At 63.8% G+C, this 22,789-nt stretch carries 25 protein-coding genes and 1 tRNA gene; 16 read left to right on the top strand and 10 right to left on the bottom strand.

Translation table 11 applies throughout. The features are described from left to right. Nucleotides 1-72: 72 nt before the first annotated feature. The 3 genes from CDQ92_RS15005 to CDQ92_RS14995 form a co-directional block, all read right to left on the bottom strand. A complete protein-coding gene (locus tag CDQ92_RS15005) occupies nucleotides 73-1,476 on the bottom strand; it encodes an NAD(P)H-dependent flavin oxidoreductase (RefSeq protein ID WP_088442132.1) in 1,404 nt (467 codons plus the stop codon). Nucleotides 1,477-1,578: 102 nt separating this feature from the next. Further along, a complete protein-coding gene (locus tag CDQ92_RS15000; protein WP_373289646.1) occupies nucleotides 1,579-2,643 on the bottom strand; it encodes a glycosyltransferase family 4 protein in 1,065 nt (354 codons plus the stop codon). 74 nt (nucleotides 2,644-2,717) lie between these two features. Further along, the gene (locus CDQ92_RS14995; protein WP_229667404.1) at nucleotides 2,718-3,653 is read right to left on the bottom strand and encodes an alpha/beta fold hydrolase; all 936 of its coding nucleotides are present in this window, start codon (nucleotides 3,651-3,653) and stop codon (nucleotides 2,718-2,720) included. Between the two features lie 86 nt (nucleotides 3,654-3,739). On the opposite strand from CDQ92_RS14995, the gene astD reads away from it, so the two are divergent. From astD to CDQ92_RS14965, 6 genes are all read left to right on the top strand, one after another. Continuing rightward, the gene (gene astD, locus CDQ92_RS14990) at nucleotides 3,740-5,185 is read left to right on the top strand and encodes a succinylglutamate-semialdehyde dehydrogenase (protein ID WP_088442289.1); all 1,446 of its coding nucleotides are present in this window, start codon (nucleotides 3,740-3,742) and stop codon (nucleotides 5,183-5,185) included. A 169-nt stretch (nucleotides 5,186-5,354) separates the two neighbouring features. Then, nucleotides 5,355-6,143, top strand: coding sequence for a uroporphyrinogen-III C-methyltransferase (gene cobA / locus CDQ92_RS14985; protein WP_088442131.1), 789 nt, complete (start codon nucleotides 5,355-5,357; stop codon nucleotides 6,141-6,143). After that, on the top strand, nucleotides 6,140-6,436 hold the full coding sequence (locus CDQ92_RS14980; protein WP_088442130.1) for a DUF2849 domain-containing protein: 297 nt from the start codon (nucleotides 6,140-6,142) through the stop codon (nucleotides 6,434-6,436). Before cobA ends, CDQ92_RS14980 begins: the two co-directional genes overlap by 4 nt. A gap of 1 nt (nucleotide 6,437) precedes the next feature. Then, on the top strand, nucleotides 6,438-8,069 hold the full coding sequence (locus CDQ92_RS14975) for a nitrite/sulfite reductase (RefSeq protein WP_088442129.1): 1,632 nt from the start codon (nucleotides 6,438-6,440) through the stop codon (nucleotides 8,067-8,069). Then, a complete protein-coding gene (locus CDQ92_RS14970) occupies nucleotides 8,062-8,475 on the top strand; it encodes a DUF934 domain-containing protein (RefSeq protein ID WP_088442128.1) in 414 nt (137 codons plus the stop codon). The genes CDQ92_RS14975 and CDQ92_RS14970 overlap by 8 nt, the downstream gene beginning before the upstream one ends. After that, a complete protein-coding gene (locus CDQ92_RS14965; RefSeq protein WP_088442127.1) occupies nucleotides 8,468-9,340 on the top strand; it encodes a phosphoadenylyl-sulfate reductase in 873 nt (290 codons plus the stop codon). The genes CDQ92_RS14970 and CDQ92_RS14965 overlap by 8 nt, the downstream gene beginning before the upstream one ends. 109 nt (nucleotides 9,341-9,449) lie before the next feature. On the opposite strand, the gene CDQ92_RS14960 is transcribed toward CDQ92_RS14965, so the two are convergent. Further along, entirely contained in the window at nucleotides 9,450-10,961 is a 1,512-nt protein-coding gene (locus tag CDQ92_RS14960; RefSeq protein WP_088442126.1) for a replicative DNA helicase, read from the bottom strand. Between the two features lie 239 nt (nucleotides 10,962-11,200). Between CDQ92_RS14960 and CDQ92_RS14955 the strand changes: the two genes are divergently transcribed. From CDQ92_RS14955 to CDQ92_RS14925, 7 genes are all read left to right on the top strand, one after another. After that, nucleotides 11,201-11,698, top strand: coding sequence for a UPF0262 family protein (locus tag CDQ92_RS14955; protein WP_088442125.1), 498 nt, complete (start codon nucleotides 11,201-11,203; stop codon nucleotides 11,696-11,698). 3 nt (nucleotides 11,699-11,701) lie between these two features. After that, nucleotides 11,702-12,457, top strand: coding sequence for a glycoside hydrolase family 25 protein (locus tag CDQ92_RS14950; RefSeq protein ID WP_088442124.1), 756 nt, complete (start codon nucleotides 11,702-11,704; stop codon nucleotides 12,455-12,457). After that, entirely contained in the window at nucleotides 12,454-12,900 is a 447-nt protein-coding gene (locus tag CDQ92_RS14945; protein WP_088442123.1) for a cytidine deaminase, read from the top strand. Before CDQ92_RS14950 ends, CDQ92_RS14945 begins: the two co-directional genes overlap by 4 nt. Nucleotides 12,901-13,084: 184 nt before the next feature. Then, on the top strand, nucleotides 13,085-13,639 hold the full coding sequence (gene dcd, locus CDQ92_RS14940) for a dCTP deaminase (RefSeq protein ID WP_088442122.1): 555 nt from the start codon (nucleotides 13,085-13,087) through the stop codon (nucleotides 13,637-13,639). Nucleotides 13,640-13,724: 85 nt separating this feature from the next. Beyond that, nucleotides 13,725-14,240 carry a DoxX family protein gene (locus CDQ92_RS14935; RefSeq protein ID WP_088442121.1) on the top strand — a complete coding sequence of 172 codons (516 nt, stop codon included), beginning with the start codon at nucleotides 13,725-13,727 and terminating at the stop codon, nucleotides 14,238-14,240. Nucleotides 14,241-14,309: 69 nt separating this feature from the next. Continuing rightward, on the top strand, nucleotides 14,310-15,479 hold the full coding sequence (locus CDQ92_RS14930; RefSeq protein WP_088442120.1) for a saccharopine dehydrogenase family protein: 1,170 nt from the start codon (nucleotides 14,310-14,312) through the stop codon (nucleotides 15,477-15,479). 7 nt (nucleotides 15,480-15,486) lie between these two features. Beyond that, a complete protein-coding gene (locus CDQ92_RS14925) occupies nucleotides 15,487-16,287 on the top strand; it encodes an acyl-CoA thioesterase (protein WP_088442119.1) in 801 nt (266 codons plus the stop codon). 97 nt (nucleotides 16,288-16,384) lie between these two features. Here CDQ92_RS14925 and CDQ92_RS14920 read toward each other — a convergent pair whose 3' ends face one another. The 4 genes from CDQ92_RS14920 to CDQ92_RS14905 form a co-directional block, all read right to left on the bottom strand. Further along, nucleotides 16,385-17,728: a sensor histidine kinase gene (locus tag CDQ92_RS14920; protein WP_088442118.1), complete on the bottom strand. Its 1,344-nt coding sequence runs from the start codon at nucleotides 17,726-17,728 to the stop codon at nucleotides 16,385-16,387. Continuing rightward, nucleotides 17,725-18,459 carry a response regulator gene (locus tag CDQ92_RS14915; protein ID WP_088442117.1) on the bottom strand — a complete coding sequence of 245 codons (735 nt, stop codon included), beginning with the start codon at nucleotides 18,457-18,459 and terminating at the stop codon, nucleotides 17,725-17,727. Before CDQ92_RS14915 ends, CDQ92_RS14920 begins: the two co-directional genes overlap by 4 nt. 135 nt (nucleotides 18,460-18,594) lie before the next feature. Next, nucleotides 18,595-19,182 carry an EF-hand domain-containing protein gene (locus CDQ92_RS14910; RefSeq protein WP_088442116.1) on the bottom strand — a complete coding sequence of 196 codons (588 nt, stop codon included), beginning with the start codon at nucleotides 19,180-19,182 and terminating at the stop codon, nucleotides 18,595-18,597. A gap of 241 nt (nucleotides 19,183-19,423) precedes the next feature. Beyond that, nucleotides 19,424-19,651 (bottom strand): hypothetical protein, encoded by a 228-nt coding sequence (locus CDQ92_RS14905; protein WP_144035796.1) that lies wholly within the window; start codon nucleotides 19,649-19,651, stop codon nucleotides 19,424-19,426. 178 nt (nucleotides 19,652-19,829) lie between these two features. On the opposite strand from CDQ92_RS14905, the gene CDQ92_RS14900 reads away from it, so the two are divergent. Further along, on the top strand, nucleotides 19,830-20,348 hold the full coding sequence (locus CDQ92_RS14900) for an FKBP-type peptidyl-prolyl cis-trans isomerase (RefSeq protein ID WP_229667403.1): 519 nt from the start codon (nucleotides 19,830-19,832) through the stop codon (nucleotides 20,346-20,348). Between the two features lie 377 nt (nucleotides 20,349-20,725). Here the strand turns inward: CDQ92_RS14900 and CDQ92_RS14895 are convergent. After that, a tRNA-Tyr gene (locus CDQ92_RS14895) sits at nucleotides 20,726-20,811 on the bottom strand. 79 nt (nucleotides 20,812-20,890) lie between these two features. On the opposite strand from CDQ92_RS14895, the gene rlmB reads away from it, so the two are divergent. Then, the gene (gene rlmB / locus CDQ92_RS14890) at nucleotides 20,891-21,658 is read left to right on the top strand and encodes a 23S rRNA (guanosine(2251)-2'-O)-methyltransferase RlmB (protein WP_158213866.1); all 768 of its coding nucleotides are present in this window, start codon (nucleotides 20,891-20,893) and stop codon (nucleotides 21,656-21,658) included. 86 nt (nucleotides 21,659-21,744) lie between these two features. Here rlmB and CDQ92_RS14885 read toward each other — a convergent pair whose 3' ends face one another. Continuing rightward, nucleotides 21,745-22,062 (bottom strand): 2Fe-2S iron-sulfur cluster-binding protein, encoded by a 318-nt coding sequence (locus CDQ92_RS14885; RefSeq protein ID WP_088442287.1) that lies wholly within the window; start codon nucleotides 22,060-22,062, stop codon nucleotides 21,745-21,747. Nucleotides 22,063-22,163: 101 nt separating this feature from the next. On the opposite strand from CDQ92_RS14885, the gene CDQ92_RS14880 reads away from it, so the two are divergent. After that, a complete protein-coding gene (locus tag CDQ92_RS14880; protein WP_088442112.1) occupies nucleotides 22,164-22,781 on the top strand; it encodes a DNA-3-methyladenine glycosylase family protein in 618 nt (205 codons plus the stop codon). Nucleotides 22,782-22,789 lie beyond the last annotated feature (8 nt).

Genomic DNA, 22,789 nt, shown 5'->3' with positions numbered 1-22,789 from the left:
CCGCTAGAGAGTCTCCTCAGGCAGTGTAAAGCAAACCAACAACGGCCCCCGCCTTCGCGGGGGCGACGGCCGTTAATCCCCCGTCAAAATCCGGTCCACCAGTTGCTTCACCGTCGGGGTGAAGTTGTTCGAATAAAACGGATCGGTCTTGAAATTGAACGCGGCGTGGCCGGCAAACATCAAATTTTGCTCAGGATCGCCGCCGTGTGCGATATCCTGCAACGTCTTCTGGATGCAGAAGCTGCGCGGATCGGCGAGGTAGCCGGTGGTGTAATCGTCATGATCCTTCCACGACGAAAAACCGCAATGCGACAGGCAACCCATGCAATCGGTCTGGTCCTTGCGGATCACCGCCTTGTCGGTTTCGGTGACAAAAACCACCGTGTTGTCGGGGGTCTTCAACGCCTCGGTGTAGCCTTCGGCTGCCCAGTCGCGCGCGCGGGCGCGGTCGTGGGGGGTGACCCAAAAATTCTTGCCCTTCACCCCGACGTCGAGCTGGACGATATGATCGCCAGCCTCCTGCTTCGAATAGGGAATCTGGCGTTCCGACCGCGCTTCGAGATCGCGCAGAAACGGCGTTCGGACCGCGCTCGAGTAAAAGCCTGTCGGCGAAAAACGGTGGAGCAGCACGTCGCCGTCATCGAGGGTGCGGAGGCGATCCTTCCACGCCTGCGGAATCGGGCTTTCTTCGGTCAGCAGCGGCCGGGTGCCGTACTGAAAGACGATCTGGCCCAGCTCGGGATTGTCGATCCAGTTTTCCCAGTCGCGCAAATACCAGACACCGCCGGCCATCACGATCGGTACAGAGTCGGCGATTCCTTCCGCCGTCATGACGTCGCGCAACGCCTTGACGCGCGGGTACGGATCCTGCGGCACCAGCGGATCTTCGGCGTTCGACAGGCCGTTGTGACCACCCGCAAGCCAGGGATCCTCGTAAACCACCGCGCCGAGCAGATGCGGCACCTTGTGATAGGCGCGCTTCCACAGCGCGCGAAAGGCGCGCGCCGAACTGATTATCGGCAGGTACATGACATTGTGGCGCTCGGCGATTTCGCTGAGCTTGTAGGGCATCCCGGCGCCGCAGGTGACGCCCGCAACCATGCCCTTGGTTCGCGCCAGCACACCTTCGAGGATCTGCTGCGCGCCGCCCATTTCCCACAGGACATTGATGTTGATCGCGCCCTTGCCGCCCGACACTTCATAGGCGCGTTCGACCTGCGCCACCGCGCCTTCGATGCCGTAGTGGATCAATTCCTCGTGGCGTTCCTTGCGGGTCAGCGACTTGTACACCTGCGGGACGATCTTGCCCTCGGCGTCATAGCTGTCGGCGTTGACCGCCGACACGGTACCGATACCGCCCGCTGCGGCCCAAGCACCGCTCGACATATGATTGGTCGCCGACACGCCCTTGCCGCCCTCAACCAACGGCCAGACTTCACGGCCGCCGTAAAGGATGGGCTTCAATCCTTTGAACATTTTAGATCTCTTTCTCTCCACCGGCCGTCCACGTCCCGGCCAGTCCCCGTTTCGGTTCCGTAAGCGGAAGCGCGCGGCGAAAGTCAATGGTTCCGCGGCTGGCTAGCCCGCAAAGAGGCGGCGGCCCTTGAGCGCCCGACCATAGAGATTTTCATACGCCGCGACCATGGTCGATTCATCGAAGCGCTCGGCAGCGACGCGCCGGTTCGCGGCGCCGATCCGGATGCGGAGGTCGCTATCGTCCGTCAGTTCGGCCAGTGCGGCGCGAAATCCATTTTCGTCGGTAGCAATAAAGTGCCGGTTGTCGGGTGCGACCATCGCGGCAACATCCCCCACATCGGGGCTGACCACCGGCAAACCCGCCGCCATCGCCTCAATCACGGCGATCGGCGCCTGCTCGCTTTGTGACGACAGCGCAAGCAGATCGAAATGGCCGATCCAGCGCGCGGGCTCGGTCATGAACCCCGGCATTACGAGCCGGTCGGCGATCCCGCAGGACTCCGCTTCGGCGGCGATGGCGGCGCGCTCCGGCCCTTCGCCGACGGTGACCAGCCGGACATGCGCGGGCAACGGCGCGACTGCACGGACGAGCCGTGGCAGATCCTTGACCTTGCGTAGGCCCGCGACGGTGCCGATCACCACGTCGCCTTCCCGCCGCTCAAGGCCCGAAATCGCGACCGATGGCCCCCCTTCATAAGCTTCGGTGTCGATCCCGTTACGGATCAGTACCGTGCGCCGCCGAGCGCGCCATTCGTCCGCCGCGATCCGCTCAAGGAGCGTCGACGGCACCACCAGCGCCACGGCAGTCGGCAGTGCAAGGCGGCGAAAGCCGTTGCGCTTCCAGTTGCGCCGGACGCTCTCATCCTCGTTGAACCCGTCCTCATGGTGGATCAGCGGCGGCAGGTCGCGAAACGGCGCGAAGACGCGGTGCGCCATCACCCCATCCATCGCCCCCCAATTATAGCTGAGCACCAGATCGAATTGCTGCATATAGGCAGCAAGATCGCGGTAGCGCGCCAGCCCCGGCTTCCCGTGCAGCGGCGGCGCATCGGCCGGAAATTCAACGTCGATAGCGGGATCGATCGCATCTCGCGCGCTCATCGCGTCGGGTACCGCTGATAATATTGTATGCTGCGCGCGCGGCCCCATCAAATTCATTTGCCGCACGGCGCGGGCTTCCTTGCCCCCCAGCGAAAAGCTTGAATGGAGGTGCAACAGGCGCGCAGGCGGTAAAATCCCCGTCACGCGGTCGGCAGTTCCGCCAGCCACGCGTCGATCGCCGCGACCGCTTCGGGCTCGTCGAGCGTCGGGGCGTGGCCGACGCCTTGCACCTCAATCAGTTTGGCATGCGGCAGTTCAGCAACCATCTTTTCACCCGCCGACTGCGCCAAAATGTCCGATAGCTCGCCGCGCAGGATCAGCAACGGCACGGTCCCCAGCGCGCGATAGACCGGCCACATATCGAACGCTGCCTCGCCGCCGGTCATGCGCAAAGGCGCCGCGATCTGCTTGTCATAATCGGTGACGATCCGCCCTTCGGGAGTCAGCCGGTGGGTGCGTTTGGTCAGCCGCAGCCAGTCGTGAATGGCATAATGGGGATAGATCGCGCCGTTGAGTTCGGAAAAAGCACGCGCCGCGTGCATCCACGTCGGCTGGCTGCCCCCTGCCCCGATATAATCGCGGATGCGTTCCAATCCGCTGGTCTGAAGCTCCGGTCCGACATCGTTGAGCACCGCGCCGACCAGCCGCCCGGGCAGCGTCGTTGCCATCAGCATCGATACCAGCCCGCCCAATGAGGTGCCAATCGTCGCAAACCGATCGATACCCAGTTCGTCGAGCAGCGCGACGACATCCTGGACATAGGTCAGCGGGACATAGGTCATCGGATCCTTGGCAAAGGCGCTTTCGCCCCGCCCGCGGAATTCGATGACGATCGTCTTGCGCTGCTGCGCGACATGCGGCGCCAGCAGCTCGAAATCGCGCGCGTTGCGAGCAAGCCCCGGCATGCACAGCACCGGCGGCGCATGCTCGGCCCCGTCCGACCCTGCATAGACGCGCGCATGCAGCCTGACGCCATCGCCCGACCACCAATATTGGTCGGACCAGTCGCGGCGGCTGTCCTGTTTTGCTAAAATGGCACGTTCCCCTTGTCGATGTGCGGCCCTGTCTATCGCCACCACGCTACAGGGTGCAAGCAATCCGTCGCACCATGCCGCAGCGCAGGTTGCCGCCGCCGGCTTTCGCCGATAAGACCGGGGCGACCATGAGTGACACCCTGCTTTCCTTCGAACCCGCAACCGGTGAAGAGCTGTGGCGCGGCACGGTCAGCAATATCGATGACGAGGTCGCCATCGCGCGGGGTGCCTGGCCCGAATGGGCGGCCAAAGCGGTCACCTTCCGCACCGAAACGCTGCGCCGCTTTGCCGACCGGGTCAAAGCCGAAGGCGAAGTGCTCGCCGACCTGATAGCGCGCGAAACCGGCAAACCCTTGTGGGAAGCGCGCACCGAGGTCGAATCGGTGGTGGCCAAAGTCGATATTTCGGTAAAATCCTATGGCGAACGCACCCCAAACCGGCGGATCGAAGGTGCGATGGGCCTGCGCAACGCGGTGCGCCACAAGCCCCACGGCGCGCTGGCGGTGCTCGGACCCTATAATTTCCCCGCCCATTTGCCTAACGGCCATATCGTCCCGGCGCTGATTGCGGGCAATTCGGTGCTGTTCAAACCGTCCGAGAAGACCCCGGCGGTTGGCGCCAAGTTGGTAGAGTTGTTTCACAGCGCCGGGGTACCGCAAGAGGTGCTGCGGCTGATCGTCGGCGGTCCCGATACCGGCAAGGCGCTGGCGGGACACGAAGGCATCGATGGCCTGCTGTTCACCGGCTCGGCACGCACCGGGCTTGCGCTTAACCGCCAGTTCGCTGGCCAGCCGGGCAAGATGCTGGCGCTCGAAATGGGCGGCAACAATCCGATGGTCGTGTGGGACACCGCCGACATTCGCACCGCGGCAATCATCGTCGTTCAATCGGCGTTCCTGAGCGCCGGGCAGCGGTGCAGCAACGCGCGGCGGCTGATCGTCCGCGATACGCTCGCTGATGCGCTGCTGGAAGAGGTCAAGGCGCTGACCAACCGGCTGATCGTCGATCATCCGCACGCCGATCCGGCGCCCTATATGGGGCCGGTGATCGACAATGAGGCCGCCGATGGTCTGACCGAAAGCTTTCTGATCCTGATGTCGAACGGCGGTCAGGTGATCCGCCACATGACGCGCCCGGTCGCCGGACGCCCGTTCCTGACCCCCGGTATCATTGACGTGACGTCGATGCCCGAGCGCCCCGACATCGAGCTGTTCGGCCCGCTCCTCCAGGTCGTCCGTGTGGAGACGTTCGAGGCCGCGATTGCCGAGGCGAACAACACCGCCTTTGGCCTGTCGGCATCGCTGGTGGGCGGTACGCCGCAGCTGTACGACCAGTTCTGGGCCAATGCCCGCGCCGGGGTGATCAACTGGAATCGCCCGACCAACGGCGCCTCGTCCGCGGCGCCCTTTGGCGGCATAGGGCTGTCGGGCAATCATCGCCCTAGCGCCTTCTACGCCGCCGATTATTGCGCTTATCCTGTCGCGAGTGCGGAAAGCGATGCGCTGCGCGCCTCAATCGGGGTTGGGTTGCGCGATCCCGAAGGTGCGCGTTTGATCCCCAAGAACTACAATTAGCACCCCGTCATTGCGAGCGAAGCGAAGCTATCCAGAGTGGCGTAAACCGCGCTGGATAGCTTCGCTTCGCTCGCAATGACGAGTGGAAGAATGTCGGCGCAATTTTACCTTCATCAGCGTCAATAAAGCCTGCTTTGCCATTCGGCGAGCGCGCCATCATCTATCGTGCATGGAAAAAACTCCCTCTCCTTCGGGCAAATTATGGCTGGTCGGCGCCGGTCCCGGCGACCCCGACCTGCTGACGCTGCGCGCCGCGCGGCTGCTGGCGAGTGCCGATCTCGTCGTCCATGACGGGCTCGTTGGCGCCGGCGTGCTCGCGCTGATCCCGCCGCATGTGGAACGGATCAGCGTCGCCAAGCAGCGCAGCCGCCACACGATGAAACAGGAACTGATCAACGAACTGCTCGTCCGCGAAACGCTGACCGGCAAGCAGGTTGTGCGCCTGAAGGGCGGCGACCCGTTCATCTTCGGGCGCGGCGGCGAGGAACTCGATGCAGCACGTGAAGCCGGTGTGGCTTGCGAAGTCGTCCCGGGCATCACCGCCGCAGCAGGCTGCGCCGCACAGGCGGGCCTCCCCCTCACCCACCGCGAGGATGCCAGCGCGGTCAGCTTCGTCGCCGGCCAGTGCAAGGATTTGAGCGATCAGGACTGGTCAGGCCTTGCGGGCCATAGCCGCACCCTCGTCATCTATATGGGCATCGCCACCGCAACCGCGATCGCCGACAAGCTGATCGCCGACGGCGTGTCGCCCGACCTGCCCGTCGCGGTGATAGAGCGCGGCACCACCGCAGACGCGCGCGTCCTGCGCACCCTGCTCACCGACTTGGGCGATCTCGTCGCGCGCGAAGCGGTGAAGAGCCCGGCCTTGATCATCGCCGGCAAGGTCGCGGCGCGCGCCGATGCGCTCGACTGCCTCGGCGTCCCTGGGGTTGCCGAAGAATTGAGGAATTTTGCATGAAACTTCTGACGGGCAATGACCTGAAAACAGGATTTGTCACCTGGTGGACCGGCGCCGACTGGTCGCTACATATCGAGGACGCTGCCGACGTCGGTGAGGCTGGCGAGGCGATCCTTGCGGTCGAGGAAGCCGCGCGCCGCGTCAATGCGCCCTATATCATCGCTGGTGAGCAAACCGCCGACGGCCCGCGCCCCGCGCACATCAAGGACCGCATCCGCGCGCTCGGCCCGACCGTGCGCCCTGACCTGACATTAAAACCCGCCGATCCCGCGGCCGGCGACTGGGTGATCTGATATGTATAAATATGACGAATATGACCAGCAGATGGTCGATGCGCGTGTCGCCGAATTCGCCGATCAGGTGAAGCGCCGCCTGGCAGGCGAGATTACCGAGGACCAGTTCAAGCCGCTGCGGCTGATGAACGGCCTCTATCTCCAGCTGCACGCCTATATGCTGCGCGTCGCAGTGCCTTATGGCACGCTCGACAGCCGCCAGATGCGGATGCTCGCGCATATCGCGCGTAAATATGACCGCGATTATGGCCATTTCACCACCCGCCAGAATATCCAGTATAACTGGATCAAGCTGGAGGACGCTCCCGCGATTCTCGCCGATCTCGCGTCGGTCGAAATGCACGCGATCCAGACCAGCGGCAATTGCATCCGCAACATCAGTTCGGATCAGTGGGCCGGTGCCGCCGCCGACGAGCTAACCGATCCGCGCCCGTGGGCCGAGTTGCTCCGCCAATGGTCGAGCTTCCACCCCGAATTCAGCTATCTGCCACGCAAGTTCAAGATTGCCGTGATCGCCGCCGAGGAAGATCGCGCCGCGATGCGCCTCCACGACATCGGCATTCAGATCGTCGAAAAGGATGGCGGCCACGGCGCCGCTTTCTATGTCGGCGGCGGCATGGGCCGTACCCCGATGATCGCGCCGCTGATCAAGGATTTCGTGCCGCTCGACGATCTGCTCAGCTACACTGAGGCGTGCCTGCGCGTGTACAACCGCTACGGTCGCCGCGACAATATCTACAAGGCGCGGATCAAGATCCTGATTCACGAGCTCGGCGTCGACGAATATCGCCGCCAGGTCGAGGATGAATTTGCCCATGTGAAGTCGCTGGGCATCGATCCGCCGAAGGCCGAGTTCGACCGCATCGCGGCGCAATTCGCGATGCAGCCGCTCGACGCCAGTGCGCCCGACGTGATCGATCGCACCGACCCCGATTTCGCGGTCTGGGTCGATCAGAATGTCGCCGCGCACAAGGTGTCCGGCCACGCGATCGTCAACATCAGCCTGAAACCGCTCGGCGGCATCCCCGGCGATGCCAGCTCGGCGCAGATCGATCTGATGGCCGACCTCGCCGAACGCTACAGTCATGACGAACTCCGCGTCACCCACGCCCAGAACATCGTGCTGCCGCACGTTCGCAAGGCTGACCTGTTCCCGATCTGGCAGGCGCTCGACGCCGCGGACCTCGCGACGCCGAACCTCGACCTGATCAGCGACATCATCGCCTGCCCCGGGCTCGATTATTGCAGCCTCGCCAATGCGCGCTCGATCCCCGTCGCGCAAAAGATCGCGCAGCGCTTCGCCGATCCGCTGCGGCAGCGCGATCTGGGCGAACTCAAGCTCAAGATTTCGGGCTGCATCAATGCTTGCGGGCATCATCATGCGGGTCACATCGGTATCCTCGGCGTCGACCGCAAAGGCACCGAAAATTACCAGCTCCTCCTCGGCGGGTCGGGCGCGGAGGATGTGTCGCTTGGCACGATCACCGGCCCCGGCTTCGACGAGGACGGGATCGTCGATGCGATCGAGCGCGTGACCGACAAATATCTGAGCGAACGCACCGACGGCGAACGTTTCGTCGATACCTATCGCCGGGTCGGCATGGCCCCCTTCAAGGAGGCAATCTATGGTTGAGCATCTGCAGGCCGACGGCGAAGAACCCTGCGTCACGCTCGACGCCTTCCTCGAACAGTCGAACGCGACCGCGGTGCGGCTCGAATCGGATGAGGATGCGCGGGCGCTGATCCCCTTTCTCGATCGGCTCAAGCTGATCGAAGTCGCTTTCCCGAAATTCCGTGACGGCCGCGGCTATTCTTCGGGGCGTATCCTGCGCGAAGCCGGATTCACTGGCGAGCTCCGCGCGCAGGGCGACGTGCTGGTCGATCAGATCGGCTATCTGAAGCGCTGCGGCTTCGACAGCTTTGCGTCCGAAAAAGATCTGAATCCTGCCGATGTTGAGGCGGCGTGGTCGCGCTGGCCCGAACATTATCAAGGCGCTGCCGATGGCGCGGTGCCGATCTGGAAACTGCGCCATGGGTAAAGCCGATCCTCGAATTCCGTTCGTGTCAAGCGAAGTCGAGACACCCAGCGGCGGCGCGCCAACGCGCGATATCTCGACTGCGCTCGATGCGAACGGTGGCGACAGAAAGCGCGACCGCATCGACGTCGCGCCGCGTTTCACCGACGCCGATGTCATCCGCCTAAACAATCTGTTCCGCGGCCAGGACGCCGGCGAGGTGGTCGCCAGCGTCATTGGCGCGGGGCTGCTCGGCGATACCGCGATCGTCTCCAGCTTTGGCGCCGAAAGCGCCGTGCTCCTCCACCTCGTGGCACAGGTTGCCACGGACATGCCGGTGCTGTTTCTCGACACCGGCAAGCATTTTCCCGAAACGCTCGCCTATCGCGATACGCTCGCGGCACGGCTCGGGCTGAATATCATCAACCTGACCCCCGATGCCGAAGATCTGACGGCGAAGGATTCCACCGAATTGCGCTGGTCCTACGATCCCGACGGCTGCTGCGAAATCCGCAAGGTCAAACCGCTCGAGAAGGCGATGGCGGGTTTCGATGCGTCGATTACCGGTCGCAAAGGCTTTCAGTCATCGACGCGCCAAGGACTGCCGCGCTTCGAACTCGACGGCAGCACCGGCCGCCTGAAATTCAACCCGCTTGCCAACTGGACGCGCGACCAGCTCGACGCCTATTTCGCCGAGCACGACCTGCCGCGGCATCCGTTAGAGGCCGAAGGCTATCCTTCGATCGGCTGTTCGCCCTGCACGTCGAAAGTCCAGCCCGGCGAAGACCCGCGCTCGGGCCGCTGGCGCGGCTGGGACAAAACCGAATGCGGCATCCACGAAGCGGTGTCGCCGATCGGCGATGACCCGGCGAACGATCCGGCGTTCTAGTTTAGCGCAGGCGTCGTCATTGCGAGCGAAGCGAAGCAATCGAGGGCGGGACAAGCCGCTCTGGATTGCTTCGCTTCGCTCGCAATGACGGGCCAAGGTCAGCTACGCCTCACTCATAATCCGCAAACGCCTGACTCTCATCCGCCAGATCGCTGAACTTCGTCGTCTTCGCCTCGAAGTGCAGGCGGATCTTGCCCGTCGAACCATGGCGTGACTTCGCAACGATCACTTCGGCCAGACCAAAGACGCGCTCCATCTCGGCTGCCCATTCCTCGTGCGCCGCGTGGATTTTCACATCGTCGCCCTCCATCGGGCGTTTGGGCTCGCGCGAACCCACATAATAATCCTCGCGAAACACAAACAGCACCATATCCGCGTCCTGCTCGATCGAGCCCGATTCGCGCAGATCGGACAGCATCGGCCGCTTGTCTTCGCGCTGTTCGACCGCGCGGCTGAGCTGCGACAGCGCCATCACCGGCACATGAAGTTCCTTCGCCAGCGTCTTCAAACCGCGCGAAATTTCCGAAATTTCCTGCACGCGATTATCGCCGCTTTTCGAACTACCCGCCAGCAATTGGAGATAATCGACGATGATCAGGCCGATGCCGTGCCGCCGCTGCAAGCGCCGCGCGCGCGTCCGCAGACCAGCGATGGTCAGCGCCGGGGTGTCGTCGATGAAGAGTGGCAACGTCTGAAGCTGCTGGGCGGCGCGCGACAATTGCTGGAACTGCTCCTTGCTGATCTTGCCCATGCGCAACGCTTCGCCCGACACCCCGGATTGTTCGGCGAGGACGCGCGTCGCGAGCTGGTCGGCGGACATTTCGAGGCTGAAAAAGGCGACCTTGGCGCCCATATTCTTTTCGGGCGGAATCCCGTCATCCTCGTCGCGGCGCCAGCGTTCGGCGGCGTTATAGGCGATATTGGTGGCGAGCGAGGTCTTGCCCATGCCGGGACGCCCGGCGAGGATCATCAAGTCCGAATTGTGCATGCCGCCGATCTTGGCGTTCATGCTCGAAATCCCGGTCGTGATCCCAGACAAATGGCCGCCCGAGTTGAGCGCGCGTTCGGCGGCCTGCAGCGCGGTCAGGCTGGCCTGGCTGAAGCTCTTGACCGACCCCATTTCGGCCTCACCGCCCGCGACGCGGTAGAGCGCGGTTTCCGCCTCTTCGATCTGCGCCTGCGGATCCACCCGCTCACTGGTGTCGAGCGCATTTTCGACCAGCACCCGCCCGACACCTGCCAGTTCGCGCAGCAAGGCGAGGTCAAAAATCTGCTTGGCAAAGTCGCGAGCGCCGATCAGCCCGGCACCGCTGCCGGTGAGCTGCGCCAGATAACCGACCCCGCCGACTGCCTTCATCGCCTCGTCGGCTTCGAAATAGGGTTTCAGCGTCACCGGCGTCGCGATGCTGTTGCGTTCGATCAGCGCCATCGTCTGCTGGAAAATACGGCCATGGAGCGGCTCGAAGAAGTGATCGGGGGTCAGCGCGACCGGCAGATCCTCGACGACTCGGTTGTCGATCAAAATCGCGCCCAGAAAGGCGGCCTCCGCCTCGATATTGCGCGGCAATTGGGGGGCTTCCCCGGCGGCTGCCGAGGGGGCGAGGCGGACGACATCTGACATGGTCACTTCATGCTCTGTCACTGCGCGATGCGCAACCGGCTAGGCCAACCCCATTGGCTTCGCCGTGGGCGCATCTGGGGATAACTCCAGGAATCCGTTCGTGTCGAGCGAAGTCAAGACACCCCTCTGGGTGGCGTAAGCCCAACGGGTGTCTCGACTTCGCTCGACCCGAACGGGTTTCAAGGGTGATGCCAAGTCCCCTTGCCCTTCGCCCCGCGCCAAGTAGAAGCACAGGCAGCATGGCGGACGCAGACCCTTCCAAACAGCGCATCATTTCGGTCGAACTCGACGAGGGCTCGATCGTCTGGCGCAATCCCGACGTCGAACAGGAACGCCGCGTCGCGATCTTCGACCTGATCGAGGACAACAAGTTCGTCCCGCAGCGCGGCCATGCCGATAGCTATGCCGGTCCCTATCGCCTGCTGCTGCGCGTCGAGGAAGGGCGGCTGATCTTTGAGATTTCACGCGAGGACGGTTCGCCGCTTGAGGCGATCATCCTCGGCCTCGGCCGCTTTCGCCGTCCGATCCGCGACTATTTTGCGATATGCGACTCTTATTATCAGGCGATCAAGACCTCGACCGCACAGCAGATCGAAACCGTCGATATGGCGCGCCGCGGCCTGCACAACGAGGCGGCCGAGATGCTGATGGACCGGCTGGATGGCAAGATCGCGGTCGATTTCGACACGGCGCGGCGGCTGTTCACGCTGATCTGCGTCTTGCACATCAAAGGTTGAGGGATGGCGACCGGAGCCATCAAACGCAAAGGTCCGGCAAGCCCAGGCGGCAATTGGCGCGGCACCATTGCGTGTCTACTACGGCGCATCGGCGCCGCCATTGTACTGCTGTTGCTGGCGACCGGGCTCGCCCTTTGGTGGGCGGCGCGCTGGACCCCAGATCGGGCGATCTATCCGACGCAAGGGGTGACGATCGACGCGGGCAATGGCGATGTCCAATGGGGATCGATCAAGGCTGCGGGCGCCGATTTTGCCTATGTGATGGGAACCGACGGCACCCGCGGCATCGACACCAAATTCACCCACAATATTGTCGCGGCGCGCGAAGCGGGGGTGCAGACCGGTGCGATCCATCGTTACAGCCTCTGCCAGCTGGCGACCGATCAGGCGGCGAACTTCATTCGCCACGTCCCGCGCCGCGCCGACGCGCTGCCCGCAGTGGTGTGGCTCGATTATGACGACCGCTGCCCCGACCGCCCAACTCGCTCGCTGTTGCTCTCCGAACTCGCGACCTTTTTGGCGCAGATCGAGGCGCATATGGGCAAGCGCAGCCTGATCGCCCCCGGTCCGGCATTTGAATTCGATTATCAGGTGACCAAGGGCATCGCGCGCACCATCTGGTTGCGCCGCGATTTCTTTGAGCCCGATTATGCCGCGCATCCCTGGGCGATGTGGCAGGCGAACAATTATGTTCGCCTGTCGGGCGCCAACGGCACCGTCGGCTGGAATGTGCTGCGCCCGCAAGGAGAAACGCCATGACCGAGCCCCGTGACGAACTGATCGCCGCCGCGCGCGATGCGGCCAGCCGCGCTTATGCGCCCTATTCGGGCTTTCAGGTCGGCGCCGCCTTGCTACTCAAGAATGGCGATGTCGTCACCGGCGCCAATGTCGAGAACGCCAGCTATGGCCTGACCCTCTGCGCCGAAACTGTGGCGGTGGCAAAGATCGTCAACGAAGGCTGGATCGGCGAGCTCGCCGAGGTCGCGATTATCGGCGGCCGACCCGACGGCGATGCGCTGATCGGCACCGACCCGGTCAACCCGTGCGGGCGATGCCGCCAGATTTTGAATGAGGCCGCCGAGCGGTCGAAAACCGACATTTTGGTTCATTGCGCATCGGGCGACGGGACCGCGGTGAAGACTTACAAGCTCAGCGAATTGCTTCCCGCCGCCTTCGGCCCGAAAGATCTGGGACTAGTCTGAATTCCCGCTACACCTTGCCCCTGCGAAAGCAGGGGCCCATCTCCTGCCGCGGCGTTGTCTCGCGACCGCGCTGGAAAGCGAGATATTAGATGATGGGGCCCTGCCTTCGCACGGGCGCGCAGAGAACGTGAGAGTATAACGACTGACCACTTGCGCGAATCTGCGCACGCCGACAAACAGCGGCATGGCCATTCTTTCCGACCGCTGGATTCGCGAAGCCGCCCAGACGCAGGGCATGATCGAACCCTTTGTCGAGGCGCAGCGCCGCGACGGGTGCATCAGCTATGGCCTGTCGTCGTATGGCTATGACGCGCGCGTCGCGCCCGAGTTCAAGATTTTCACCAACGTCGATTCCACGATCGTCGATCCCAAGGATTTCAATCCGAAGAATTTCGTCGACCGCGAAACCGACGTCTGTATCATTCCGCCGAACAGTTTCGCGCTCGCCCGCACCGTCGAATATTTCCGCATCCCGCGCGACGTGCTGGTCATCTGCCTGGGCAAATCGACTTATGCGCGCTGCGGGATCATCGTCAACGTCACCCCGCTCGAACCTGGCTGGGAGGGTCATGTGACGCTGGAGTTTTCGAATACCACCCCCCTGCCCGCCAAGATTTACGCCAATGAAGGCGCGTGCCAGTTCCTGTTCTTACAGGGCAATGAGCCATGCGAGATCAGCTACGCCGACCGCGCGGGCAAATATATGGGGCAAAAGGGCGTCACGCTGCCCAAGCTCTGACAATTAAGCCGAAAAACGGAACCTCCTCCCTCCCCGCGCGTCCTGAAAGCACAAGCGGCGGGGGCATCGTTTGGAGGACCCACGCATGTCCATGATCGCTGTCTTTTTCGGGCGCCTTTTCATCTCGCTGATTTTCATCGTGTCGGGGATCAACAAGCTGATCCACGTCAACGATACCGATGCGATGATCACTGCCGCGGGCCTGCCCGCTGGCCTCGCCATTCCGACCGGGCTGTTCGAACTGATTGCGGGTGTTTGTATTGCGCTCGGTATTGCGGTCCGCCTGTGGTCGATCCTGCTCGCGGGCTTTGTTCTCGCAACCATCCTGTTTTTCCACCGCGAATTCACCGATCCGATGCAGGCGATGGCGGCGATGAAGAATCTCGCGATCGCGGGCGGGCTGCTGTGCCTGTTCGGTTATGGCCACACGCGGTGGAGCTATGACGCGCTGCGCCAGCGTCGCCGCGACGAAATCGCCACCCGCGATGCACAGCTCCGTGCCACCGAAGCCGAAGTCCGCGCCGCCCGCGCCGAGGGCCGCGCAGAAGCCGCCGTCGGCGAGCCGGTCGTGGTGCAAAAGCGGCCGTTCTGGCGCCGCTGACGCTTCGCACTTGGCATCGGCCTTATGCTGCGCTAGCCTCCCTTTACGTTTACGTAAGGGGAGGCTTCCATGGCCAGCCGGGAATTTGACATCATCGTCTATGGCGCGACCGGGTTCACCGGTCGGCTCGTCGCCGAATATCTGACGCAGCATTATGCGGGCCGCAAGGATGCGCCCAAATGGGCGATGGCAGGGCGCAGCGCCGCCAAGCTGGCCCAGGTGCGCGACCTGATCGGCGCGCCAAAGGATACCCCGCTGGTCGTCGCCGACGCGAGCGATCCTGCGACCCTCGACGCCATGGCCGCGCGCGCGACGGTCATTCTGACGACCGTCGGCCCCTATCAGCTCTACGGCAACGAGCTGGTCGCCGCCTGCGTCAAGGCGGGTACCGCCTATGCCGACCTTTGCGGCGAACCCGGCTGGATGCGCGAGATGATCGACGAGCATGAAGCCGCGGCCAAAGCGTCCGGCGCCCGCATCACCTTCAGCTGCGGCTTCGATTCGATCCCCTTCGACCTCGGCGTGCATTTCCTGCAAGCCGAAGCCGTCAAACGCCACGGCAAGCCCGCGCCGCGGGTCAAGGGCCGCGTCCGCAAGATGGCGGGCGGCGCGTCGGGCGGCACCATCGCCAGCCTGACCGAGACGTTGAAAGCCGTCGCCAAAAAGCCGTCGCTGGCGCTGCTGCTCAAATCCTCCTTCGCGCTGACCCCAGGTTTCGAGGGGCCGTCGCAGCCGACCGGCCTGTTCCCCGAATATGACAGCGCCACGGGCACCTGGACCGCACCGTTCGTCATGGCACCGATCAATACCAAGAATGTCCACCGCACCAATTTCCTGCTCGGCCACGCGTGGGGCGCCGATCTCGTCTATGACGAGATGGTGATGACGACGATCGGTGACGCGGGCAAGGCGATGGCCGAAGCGATGGCGAAGGCGAACCCATTCGGCGAATCAAAGCTCAAGCCCGGCGAAGGGCCAAGCAAGGAAGAGCGCGAAAACGGCTTCTACGACATCCTATTCATCGGCGAATATCCCGACGGCACGACCGTCCGCGCCAGCGTTCAGGGCGACCGCGACCCCGGCTATGGCTCGACGTCAAAGATGCTGGCGGAGACCGGCCTCGCCTTGCTCGCGAACAAGGGTGCGGGCGGCGTGTGGACCCCCGGCGCGTTGCTCGGCGACGCGCTGATTGCGCGGCTCATCGAGCACGCCGGACTGACCTTCCAGATCGAGGAATAACCGAACGATGTCGACCTCTCCCAGCGCGCTCGACGCGCTGCTTTCGACGCTGCACACCGAAGAGGGTGTAGCGAAGGCGCATATCGACGACGGCTGGATGCAGGGCCGCACCGCATATGGCGGGATCAGCTCGGCGGTCGCGCTGGCGGGAACAATGATGCTCCATCCGACCGACACCGCGCTACGCTACGCGCAGATCAGCTTCGTCGGCCCGGTCGGCGGCGATTGCACCGTCAATTCGCGCGTGCTCCGCCAGTCGAAATCCTCGCTGTTCGTCGAGGCCGGGGTATCGAGCGACGCGGGTTTTGGCACCGCGGCGGTGTTCGCCTTTTCGCCCGACCGCAAAAGCCACCTCGACCATAACCGGCTAGCGATGCCCGAATGCCCCGCGCCAGAGACGCTCGAACCCGTGCCCGACCATCATGCGCGCCCGTCTTTCGTCCGCCATTTCGATATGCGCCCCACTACCGGCCCGCGCTTCGCGTGGAAGAGCGAGGTCGGCGAATATCTGACCTGGGTACGCTTCGTCGAGGAACCGGCGTGCCACCCCGCGGTCGCGCTGCTCGCAATGGGCGACGCGCTGCCGCCCGCCGCGATGGCGCTGTTCAGCGAATTCGGGCCGATCAGCTCTATGAATTGGACGGTCAACATGCTGACTGGCGATCCGAAAACCGACGACGGCTGGTGGCTGCTGTCGGCGAAAACCGGTTTTGCCAGGCACGGGCTGTCGGTGCAGGATATGATGCTGTGGAACCGCGCCGGCGAACCGGTGCTGAGCGGCAGTCAGGCGATCGCGATTTACGCGTGATCTTCGTTGCCCCCGCGGAGGCGAGGGCCACTGGCGGTTTACGCGGTAAAGCCGTTCCAAGGTCGATAACGGCCCCCGCCTCCGCGGGGGGCGACGATTAGGTTGTCGGCAACATAATCACAGCGTCGAGCCCACCGCCGCGATTGCTCAGCGTCAATGTCCCGCCCTCGCCCTCGGCGATATCGCGCGCGATCGACAGCCCCAGCCCCGAACCGCCTGTCGCGCGATTGCGCGATTGTTCGCCGCGCGCGAACGGCTCAATCAGCGTCCGGATCTGCTCGTCGGTCAGGCCGGGTCCGTCGTCGGACACGATGATCCGCACCTCGCCCTGCCTCCTCTCGACCGACAGGCGCGCGCGCGCGCCGTAAGCCGCAGCATTGTCGATCAGGTTGCGCAGCGCGCGGCGGAGCAGCAAGGGTCGCGCCATAACGGCCGCTTCGACCGCGGCGACCACGGTCACATCCTTGCCGCGTTCACGATAATCTGCGGCGAGTTCCTCGACCAGTCCGCGCAACGCGACTGGCTCGCGCCCCTCGGTCCCCGCCCCCGATCGCGCGAGCGCCAATATGTCGGTCAGCATCGCCGCCATTTCCTCGATCGTGTCGATCATCTTGTCGCGCAGTGCATCGTCCTCGACCTGCTCGACGCGTACCCGCAGGCTGGCGAGCGGCGTGCGCAGATCGTGACCGACCGCGCCGAGCATCCGGTCCTTGTCCGACAACATCGTCGCAATCCGTCCGCGATAGGCATTGAAGGCGATGATCAGATCGCGGACGTCCGACGGACCTTCTTCATCGAGCGGGGTGGCGTCGCGCAGCGCCGGGTTCGCGCGCGCCGCGCGGGTCAGGTCGCGCAGCGGCGCCGCGGCGCGCCAGGCGATGACCATGATCGGAATGAGCAACAAGAGGTAAAGCGACAGCGTCTGCCAGACGAGAAAGCCTTGCAGCCGGTTGCCGCTGGTCGGGATTCGGCTACGCACTGCGAAATAGCGACCGTCGATCTGCGCCGAAACGATGACGGTCCGACCAGGGAAGTTCGCCCGCAGACGCGGCTTCTGAGGCAGCGCCCAGGCATCAACCGACTGCGCGGCGACATCGGCATCGCTCAGCAGATTGGCGACATAATCGGCAAGGTCGGGCAAGCGCACAGCTCCGGTTGGAAAGGGCACTGGCACGTCCGAGATCACGAGTTTCTGCGCACGCTCCCGTTCGTGCGGGCTGCTGCGCTCTTCACGCGAACCGCGCCGAAAATCGCCGCGCCGGTCACGATCGACCGCATCGATGATACGCGCCACCGCCATGCCGCCGCCATGCGCCAGCGTCTGCTGTTTCTGGCCGCGCACGAGCAGGGCAAAATTTACCGCCTGCGCGACGAACAGCATCACCGCCACCGCAAGGACAAGCTGGCCGATCAGGCTGCGGGGCCACAAGCGCAGTTTCATCCCACCGGTCCCATGCGTTTGACTTCGCACGCCAGCGTATAGCCACCGCCCCACACCGTCTTGACGATCTGGGGGTGCGCGGCATCGACCTCGATCTTTTTGCGCAGGCGGCTGACCAGATTGTCGATCGCGCGATCGAAAATTTCGGCTTCTCGCCCGCGCACGAGGTCGAGAAGCCGGTCGCGGCTCATCACCTGCCGTGGATGACGCACCAGCGCGTGGAGCAAATGATATTCACCCGACGACAGCGGGACCTCATTGCCCTCGTTATCGACCAGCACCCGCTCGACCTCGCGAAGCACCCAATCGGCAAAAGCATAGCTGGTGCCGCCCGGATCAAGCGCCCGCCCTCCCTGCTGCGTCCGGCGCAGCACGGTGCGGATCCGCGCCACCAGTTCGCGGGGATTGAAGGGTTTGACGACATAATCGTCGGCGCCGATCTCCAGCCCGATGATCCGCTCGGTATCCTCGGCGCGCGCGGTCAGCAGGATCACAGGAATGGCGCTGTTCTCGCGCAAATGGCGGGTCAGCGACAGGCCGTCCTCGCCGGGCATCATGATGTCGCTGACAACCAAGTCGATCGACTGCGCGCGCAGCACCGACCGCGCCTCGGCAGCACTCGCGGCGGCAGTCACCGCAAAGCCCTGCGCGGTCAGATATTCGGACAACGGCTCGCGGATCGACGGTTCGTCGTCGATCAGTAGGATGCGAGGGTTATTACTGTCGGTCATTGTCGATCCGAAAAGGAAGCTAGTTCGCCCACCGGTCGCGGGACCGATGGGCGATAGCTGGCAGGGACCAGCGGCAAAGGCAATGCCAGGAGGGGGAAGCAAGCCTGCCCGTCGCCACCGATCCCTGCCAAATGCTTAGCTGGCCGGAGCAGCCGGTGCCGCTCGCTTGGCGCGCCATTCGCCGCGCTGGGCCTTGCGTTCTTCGGCGGTCACCCGACCATCCTTGTTGGCGTCGGCCGCATCGAAGCGGGCAAGAGCAGCGGTCTGGAACTCGGCCTGACTTACCGCCTTGTCGCCATTTGTGTCGGCCTTGCCCATCATGCCGCCGTGCATGCCACGATAGCCGCCGCGTTTGCCGGGACCGCGCATGGCGTGGCGTTTGCCTTCGCTCATTTCGCCAGCCGCGGCGCGCTTTTCAGCCCGCTCGGCGCGTTTGGCACCTTGGTTGGTCCATTCGGCCTGACTGATGCTGCCATTGCCGTCGGCGTCGAGGCTGGCGAACTTCTTGGCCTGCATCTCGGCGCGCTTGGAGGTGCGGTCGGCGGCGTCGATCTTGCCGTCCTTGTTAAAGTCCATCTTGGCAAACATCTGCGTGGCATGCGCCTGCGCTTCGGTACGTGTCAGCGTGCCGTCGCCGTCGGCTTTGGCGCCGCCCGGAGCGGCGATGACGGGGACGGCGATCAACGCGGCACCCAATGCGAAGAGCGAGATTTTCTTGTTCATGGTACGAACTCCTTCAGGGGATGTTCCGGGGGAAGGACCGGATCCCGATGAAGACGTTCTAGGCGCCATTTGTCCCAGTTACTTGCCGGATCGGCACAAATTTGTCGCAAAATGTCGCAGATCGGCGGCGTCGTTCATCTTGACGCAAATCGCGGGCGCTTCGCCGTATCCTTCAACGGATTAAAAGAACCGGCGCGTCCACCAATAATGTACGCGCCCGTCCCCACGACGATCAAGGCAATTACGGACTGACCGGCGAATCTTCATCATCGTCGAGGATCAGAACCATCGCGGCAACACCGGCCAAAAGGCCGACCAGACCGATGATCCAACTCGAATTACCCTCGAGATTATTTTCGCCAGCGACGGACGACGCGGCCCGCGCACCAACAGCGGCAGACGCCGCGACCGGCGCCACGACGGCGGACGCTCCCGCCAGGGCGATCACGAGCTTTTTGGCCATGTGCATATCATTCTCCATCGATTGAGCAGAAGGGGTGAAACCGAACAACGACCGGGCTGCGCCGATTGATCCCGGTCGACGCGGCATTCGTCGCGTTAATTGGACGGGTCAGCGGAGCGCCGTCGCGCGGCGCTGTGTCGAATCGGGATTGCGCACCTGCGCGCGTCCGCGTTTATGCGGCGGCATGACTACAGGAGTGAATATGCCCGCAACGCTATCCCATCGCCTGCTGCTAACGGCCGCCAGCTTGGGCCTTTTCCTGCCCGCCGCGCTCGCCGCCGAACCCACCCAGGGTACCGCGTGGCTGAACCGCCAGATGGCCGCCCTCGCCGAGCGACATGGCGCCGATGGCTGGCAGGTAACGTCCAGCGGGCTGCGCTGGCGCCGCATCGCAGGCGATGGCAGCGGCACGCGGCCCGGCCAGACCGACGTCGTGACGGTCCACTATGTCGGCACCCTCGCCGATGGCCAGGAATTCGACAGCTCGATCAATCGCGGCGAACCGACCAGCTTTCCGCTCAATCGCGTCATCCCCGGCTGGCAAGAAGCCGTCGCGCTGATGGGCGTCGGCGACAAGGTCGAACTCGCGATCCCCTACCAGCTTGCTTATGGCGCCGAAGGCAAAGGCCCGATCCCCGGCGCCGCGACGTTGCTGTTCACCGTCGAACTGCTCGGCATCGAACCGGCGGGAGAAGATCGGTAAGGACTTGGAGCAGGAAGCAGGAAACACGGCTCTGATTATGATTCGGAATAGAAAAAGATTATCCAATTTCGAATCAAATTAGAGCGTCAAGCAACTCTGGCCGGTTGGAGACAATCCGCTTGGGGTCCGACTTCGGGATGAGCGGATCCGGCGCTTCCTATAAAGCAAGTTCCCCAAGCAGCCGCCGGAGATCGCGATTAGAATTATACGGTTCGGAGACCATCGCTGCGCTTATCCGGTCGAGTTCGCGTGCGACAAACAGCGACGTTCCCGAACAGGCCAGCGACCAGTCGGCAAATTCCCGCGTACTCTGCTCTCCCTTGGCCATCGTCAGAACTCGCCGTGGCGCTCGTCGCGCGAAATACTGGTGCGCAGGGTGGTGGACAGGGCTGGATTCGAACCAGCGTACGGAAACCCGGGCAGATTTACAGTCTGCTGCCTTTAACCACTCGGCCACCTGTCCATGGGGTCCGCTTTGGGAAGCGGTCCAATGGCGAAACGAGGCTTGCCTGTCAATGCCAGTCATGGGAAAGGCGCGCGCTATGAGACAGATTTCCCGTCACCGTCGCCCGCAAGGCCAGGCCCAGCGCGGCCAGGCCACCCGTTTCTGGGGCCGTCACGCCGTCCTGGCGGCGCTCGCCAACCCCGAACGCACCGTCAAACGCATCTGGGGAACGCGCGAAGCGCTGGGGCAGCTTGACCTGCCACCGGTGATTCCGATCAGCTATGCCGAGGTTACCGATCTCGCGCGGCTGGTCGCGCGCGACGCGCCGCATCAGGGGCTGGTGATCGAAGTCGATCCGCTCGAAGACATCTATCTTGGCGACCTGTTGCAACAGGAAGTCGACGCCGATAGCAAGCGCCCGCTGATCGTGCTCGACCAGGTCACCGACCCCCAAAATATCGGCGCGGTGCTGCGTTCGGCGGCGGCGTTCGACGCAGCAGCAATCATCACCCAGGACCGTCACAGCCCGCCGGAAAGCGGCGTCATCGCGCGCTCGGCGTCGGGGGCACTCGAAATCGTGCCGTGGGTGCGCGTGGTCAACCTCTCTCGGGCGCTGGAGGAGATTGCCGAGGCGCAATATTGGCGCATTGGGTTGATGGGCGACACCGACACGACGTTGGGTTCGACGCTTGACGGCAGCCGCGTGGCGCTGGTGCTCGGCTCGGAAGGCGACGGAATGCGTCACAATGTGATGGAACATTGCGACGTGCTGGCAAAGCTGCCGATCTCGCCGCGCATGGAGAGCCTGAACATCTCGAACGCCGCGGCGATCGCGCTTTATGCGGTGGCGACGGCAAAAAGCTGATTGTCATCCCAGCCAAAGCTGGGATCGCTCGCATTCTGAATGGACGATAGCGGCGGCCCCAGCTTTCGCTGGGGCGACGGTCGGGCTCAATCCTCCGCGGCGATCCTGACCTTTAACCCATCCAGCGCCTCGCTGAACGGCAGCTGGCACGACAGGCGCGAGCCCGCATCACGGTCAGTCGTCGAATCGAGCAGGTCGTTTTCGTCCTCGCTCATCGCGGGCAGCTGATACGCCGCGCCTGCTTCGACATGAACGTGGCACGTCGCGCAAGAACAGCAACCGCCGCACAGCGCCAGCAGTTCGTCGAACCCGGCGTCGCGGATATTTTCCATCACCGTCAGGCTGGTGTCGCCTTCGATTTCATGTTCGGTTCCGTCACGCGTCACGACAATCAGCTTGGCCATGCTAGTCCCCATATCTTCGATGTTGCTGGCGCTATGTCGCGCGTTGCGCGGCAAATCAAGCACTGCTAGTGACAGGCGGCGGAACAAAAGGGGAATATGAAATGGGCCTGACCCAGCAGCAGCTGAACGCGGGAATTGACGCGCTGGCGGCATTCGATCCGAATTTCGCCCGCGCACTCGGCAACGCGGGCTACCCCGAACCACGCATCCGCGCACCGGGCTACGCCACCCTGCTCCGCACCATCGTCGGCCAGCAGGTGAGCGTCGCCGCCGCCACCTCGATCTGGAACAAACTGGAGGCGCAATTTGGCGAAGGCTGCCCCGCCGAAGTCGTCGCAGCAGCCGATTTCGATACGCTGCGCGCCTGCGGTCTTTCCGGCCAGAAACAGGGCTATGCCAAAAGCCTGGCACAACTCATCCTCGACGGCGAACTCCAATTCGACGCGCTGCCCGCCGACGACGAGGAAGCGATTGCTCTGCTCACCAAGGTCAAAGGCATCGGCCGCTGGTCCGCCGAAATCTACCTGCTGTTCGCTGAGGGCCGTCCTGACATCTGGCCCGCGGGTGATCTGGCGGTGCAGGAAGCGGTAGGCCGTATCCTGCAACTGGGCGCGCGCCCAACCGAAAAGGACGCGCGCGCGTTGGCCGAAGCCTGGCGCCCGCATCGTGGCGCCGCCGCGATCTTCAGCTGGCACTGCTACAATATGGCGGTGATCTGAAAGACGCG

The sequence above is a fragment of the Sphingopyxis bauzanensis genome (assembly GCF_002205675.1).
Lineage (GTDB): Bacteria > Pseudomonadota > Alphaproteobacteria > Sphingomonadales > Sphingomonadaceae > Sphingopyxis > Sphingopyxis bauzanensis.
This window is presented reverse-complemented; position numbering and strand designations above follow the sequence as displayed.

Coding starts and splice junctions, on each gene's coding strand:
- CDQ92_RS15005 (WP_088442132.1), bottom strand. CDS start 1,476: ATGTTCAAAGGATTGAAGCCCATCCTTTACGGCGGCCGTGAAGTCTGG.
- astD (WP_088442289.1), top strand. CDS start 3,740: ATGAGTGACACCCTGCTTTCCTTCGAACCCGCAACCGGTGAAGAGCTG.
- cobA (WP_088442131.1), top strand. CDS start 5,355: ATGGAAAAAACTCCCTCTCCTTCGGGCAAATTATGGCTGGTCGGCGCC.
- CDQ92_RS14980 (WP_088442130.1), top strand. CDS start 6,140: ATGAAACTTCTGACGGGCAATGACCTGAAAACAGGATTTGTCACCTGG.
- CDQ92_RS14975 (WP_088442129.1), top strand. CDS start 6,438: ATGTATAAATATGACGAATATGACCAGCAGATGGTCGATGCGCGTGTC.
- CDQ92_RS14970 (WP_088442128.1), top strand. CDS start 8,062: ATGGTTGAGCATCTGCAGGCCGACGGCGAAGAACCCTGCGTCACGCTC.
- CDQ92_RS14965 (WP_088442127.1), top strand. CDS start 8,468: ATGGGTAAAGCCGATCCTCGAATTCCGTTCGTGTCAAGCGAAGTCGAG.
- CDQ92_RS14960 (WP_088442126.1), bottom strand. CDS start 10,961: ATGTCAGATGTCGTCCGCCTCGCCCCCTCGGCAGCCGCCGGGGAAGCC.
- CDQ92_RS14955 (WP_088442125.1), top strand. CDS start 11,201: ATGGCGGACGCAGACCCTTCCAAACAGCGCATCATTTCGGTCGAACTC.
- CDQ92_RS14950 (WP_088442124.1), top strand. CDS start 11,702: ATGGCGACCGGAGCCATCAAACGCAAAGGTCCGGCAAGCCCAGGCGGC.
- CDQ92_RS14945 (WP_088442123.1), top strand. CDS start 12,454: ATGACCGAGCCCCGTGACGAACTGATCGCCGCCGCGCGCGATGCGGCC.
- dcd (WP_088442122.1), top strand. CDS start 13,085: ATGGCCATTCTTTCCGACCGCTGGATTCGCGAAGCCGCCCAGACGCAG.
- CDQ92_RS14935 (WP_088442121.1), top strand. CDS start 13,725: ATGTCCATGATCGCTGTCTTTTTCGGGCGCCTTTTCATCTCGCTGATT.
- CDQ92_RS14930 (WP_088442120.1), top strand. CDS start 14,310: ATGGCCAGCCGGGAATTTGACATCATCGTCTATGGCGCGACCGGGTTC.
- CDQ92_RS14925 (WP_088442119.1), top strand. CDS start 15,487: ATGTCGACCTCTCCCAGCGCGCTCGACGCGCTGCTTTCGACGCTGCAC.
- CDQ92_RS14920 (WP_088442118.1), bottom strand. CDS start 17,728: ATGAAACTGCGCTTGTGGCCCCGCAGCCTGATCGGCCAGCTTGTCCTT.
- CDQ92_RS14915 (WP_088442117.1), bottom strand. CDS start 18,459: ATGACCGACAGTAATAACCCTCGCATCCTACTGATCGACGACGAACCG.
- CDQ92_RS14910 (WP_088442116.1), bottom strand. CDS start 19,182: ATGAACAAGAAAATCTCGCTCTTCGCATTGGGTGCCGCGTTGATCGCC.
- CDQ92_RS14905 (WP_144035796.1), bottom strand. CDS start 19,651: ATGCACATGGCCAAAAAGCTCGTGATCGCCCTGGCGGGAGCGTCCGCC.
- CDQ92_RS14900 (WP_229667403.1), top strand. CDS start 19,830: ATGACTACAGGAGTGAATATGCCCGCAACGCTATCCCATCGCCTGCTG.
- rlmB (WP_158213866.1), top strand. CDS start 20,891: ATGAGACAGATTTCCCGTCACCGTCGCCCGCAAGGCCAGGCCCAGCGC.
- CDQ92_RS14885 (WP_088442287.1), bottom strand. CDS start 22,062: ATGGCCAAGCTGATTGTCGTGACGCGTGACGGAACCGAACATGAAATC.
- CDQ92_RS14880 (WP_088442112.1), top strand. CDS start 22,164: ATGGGCCTGACCCAGCAGCAGCTGAACGCGGGAATTGACGCGCTGGCG.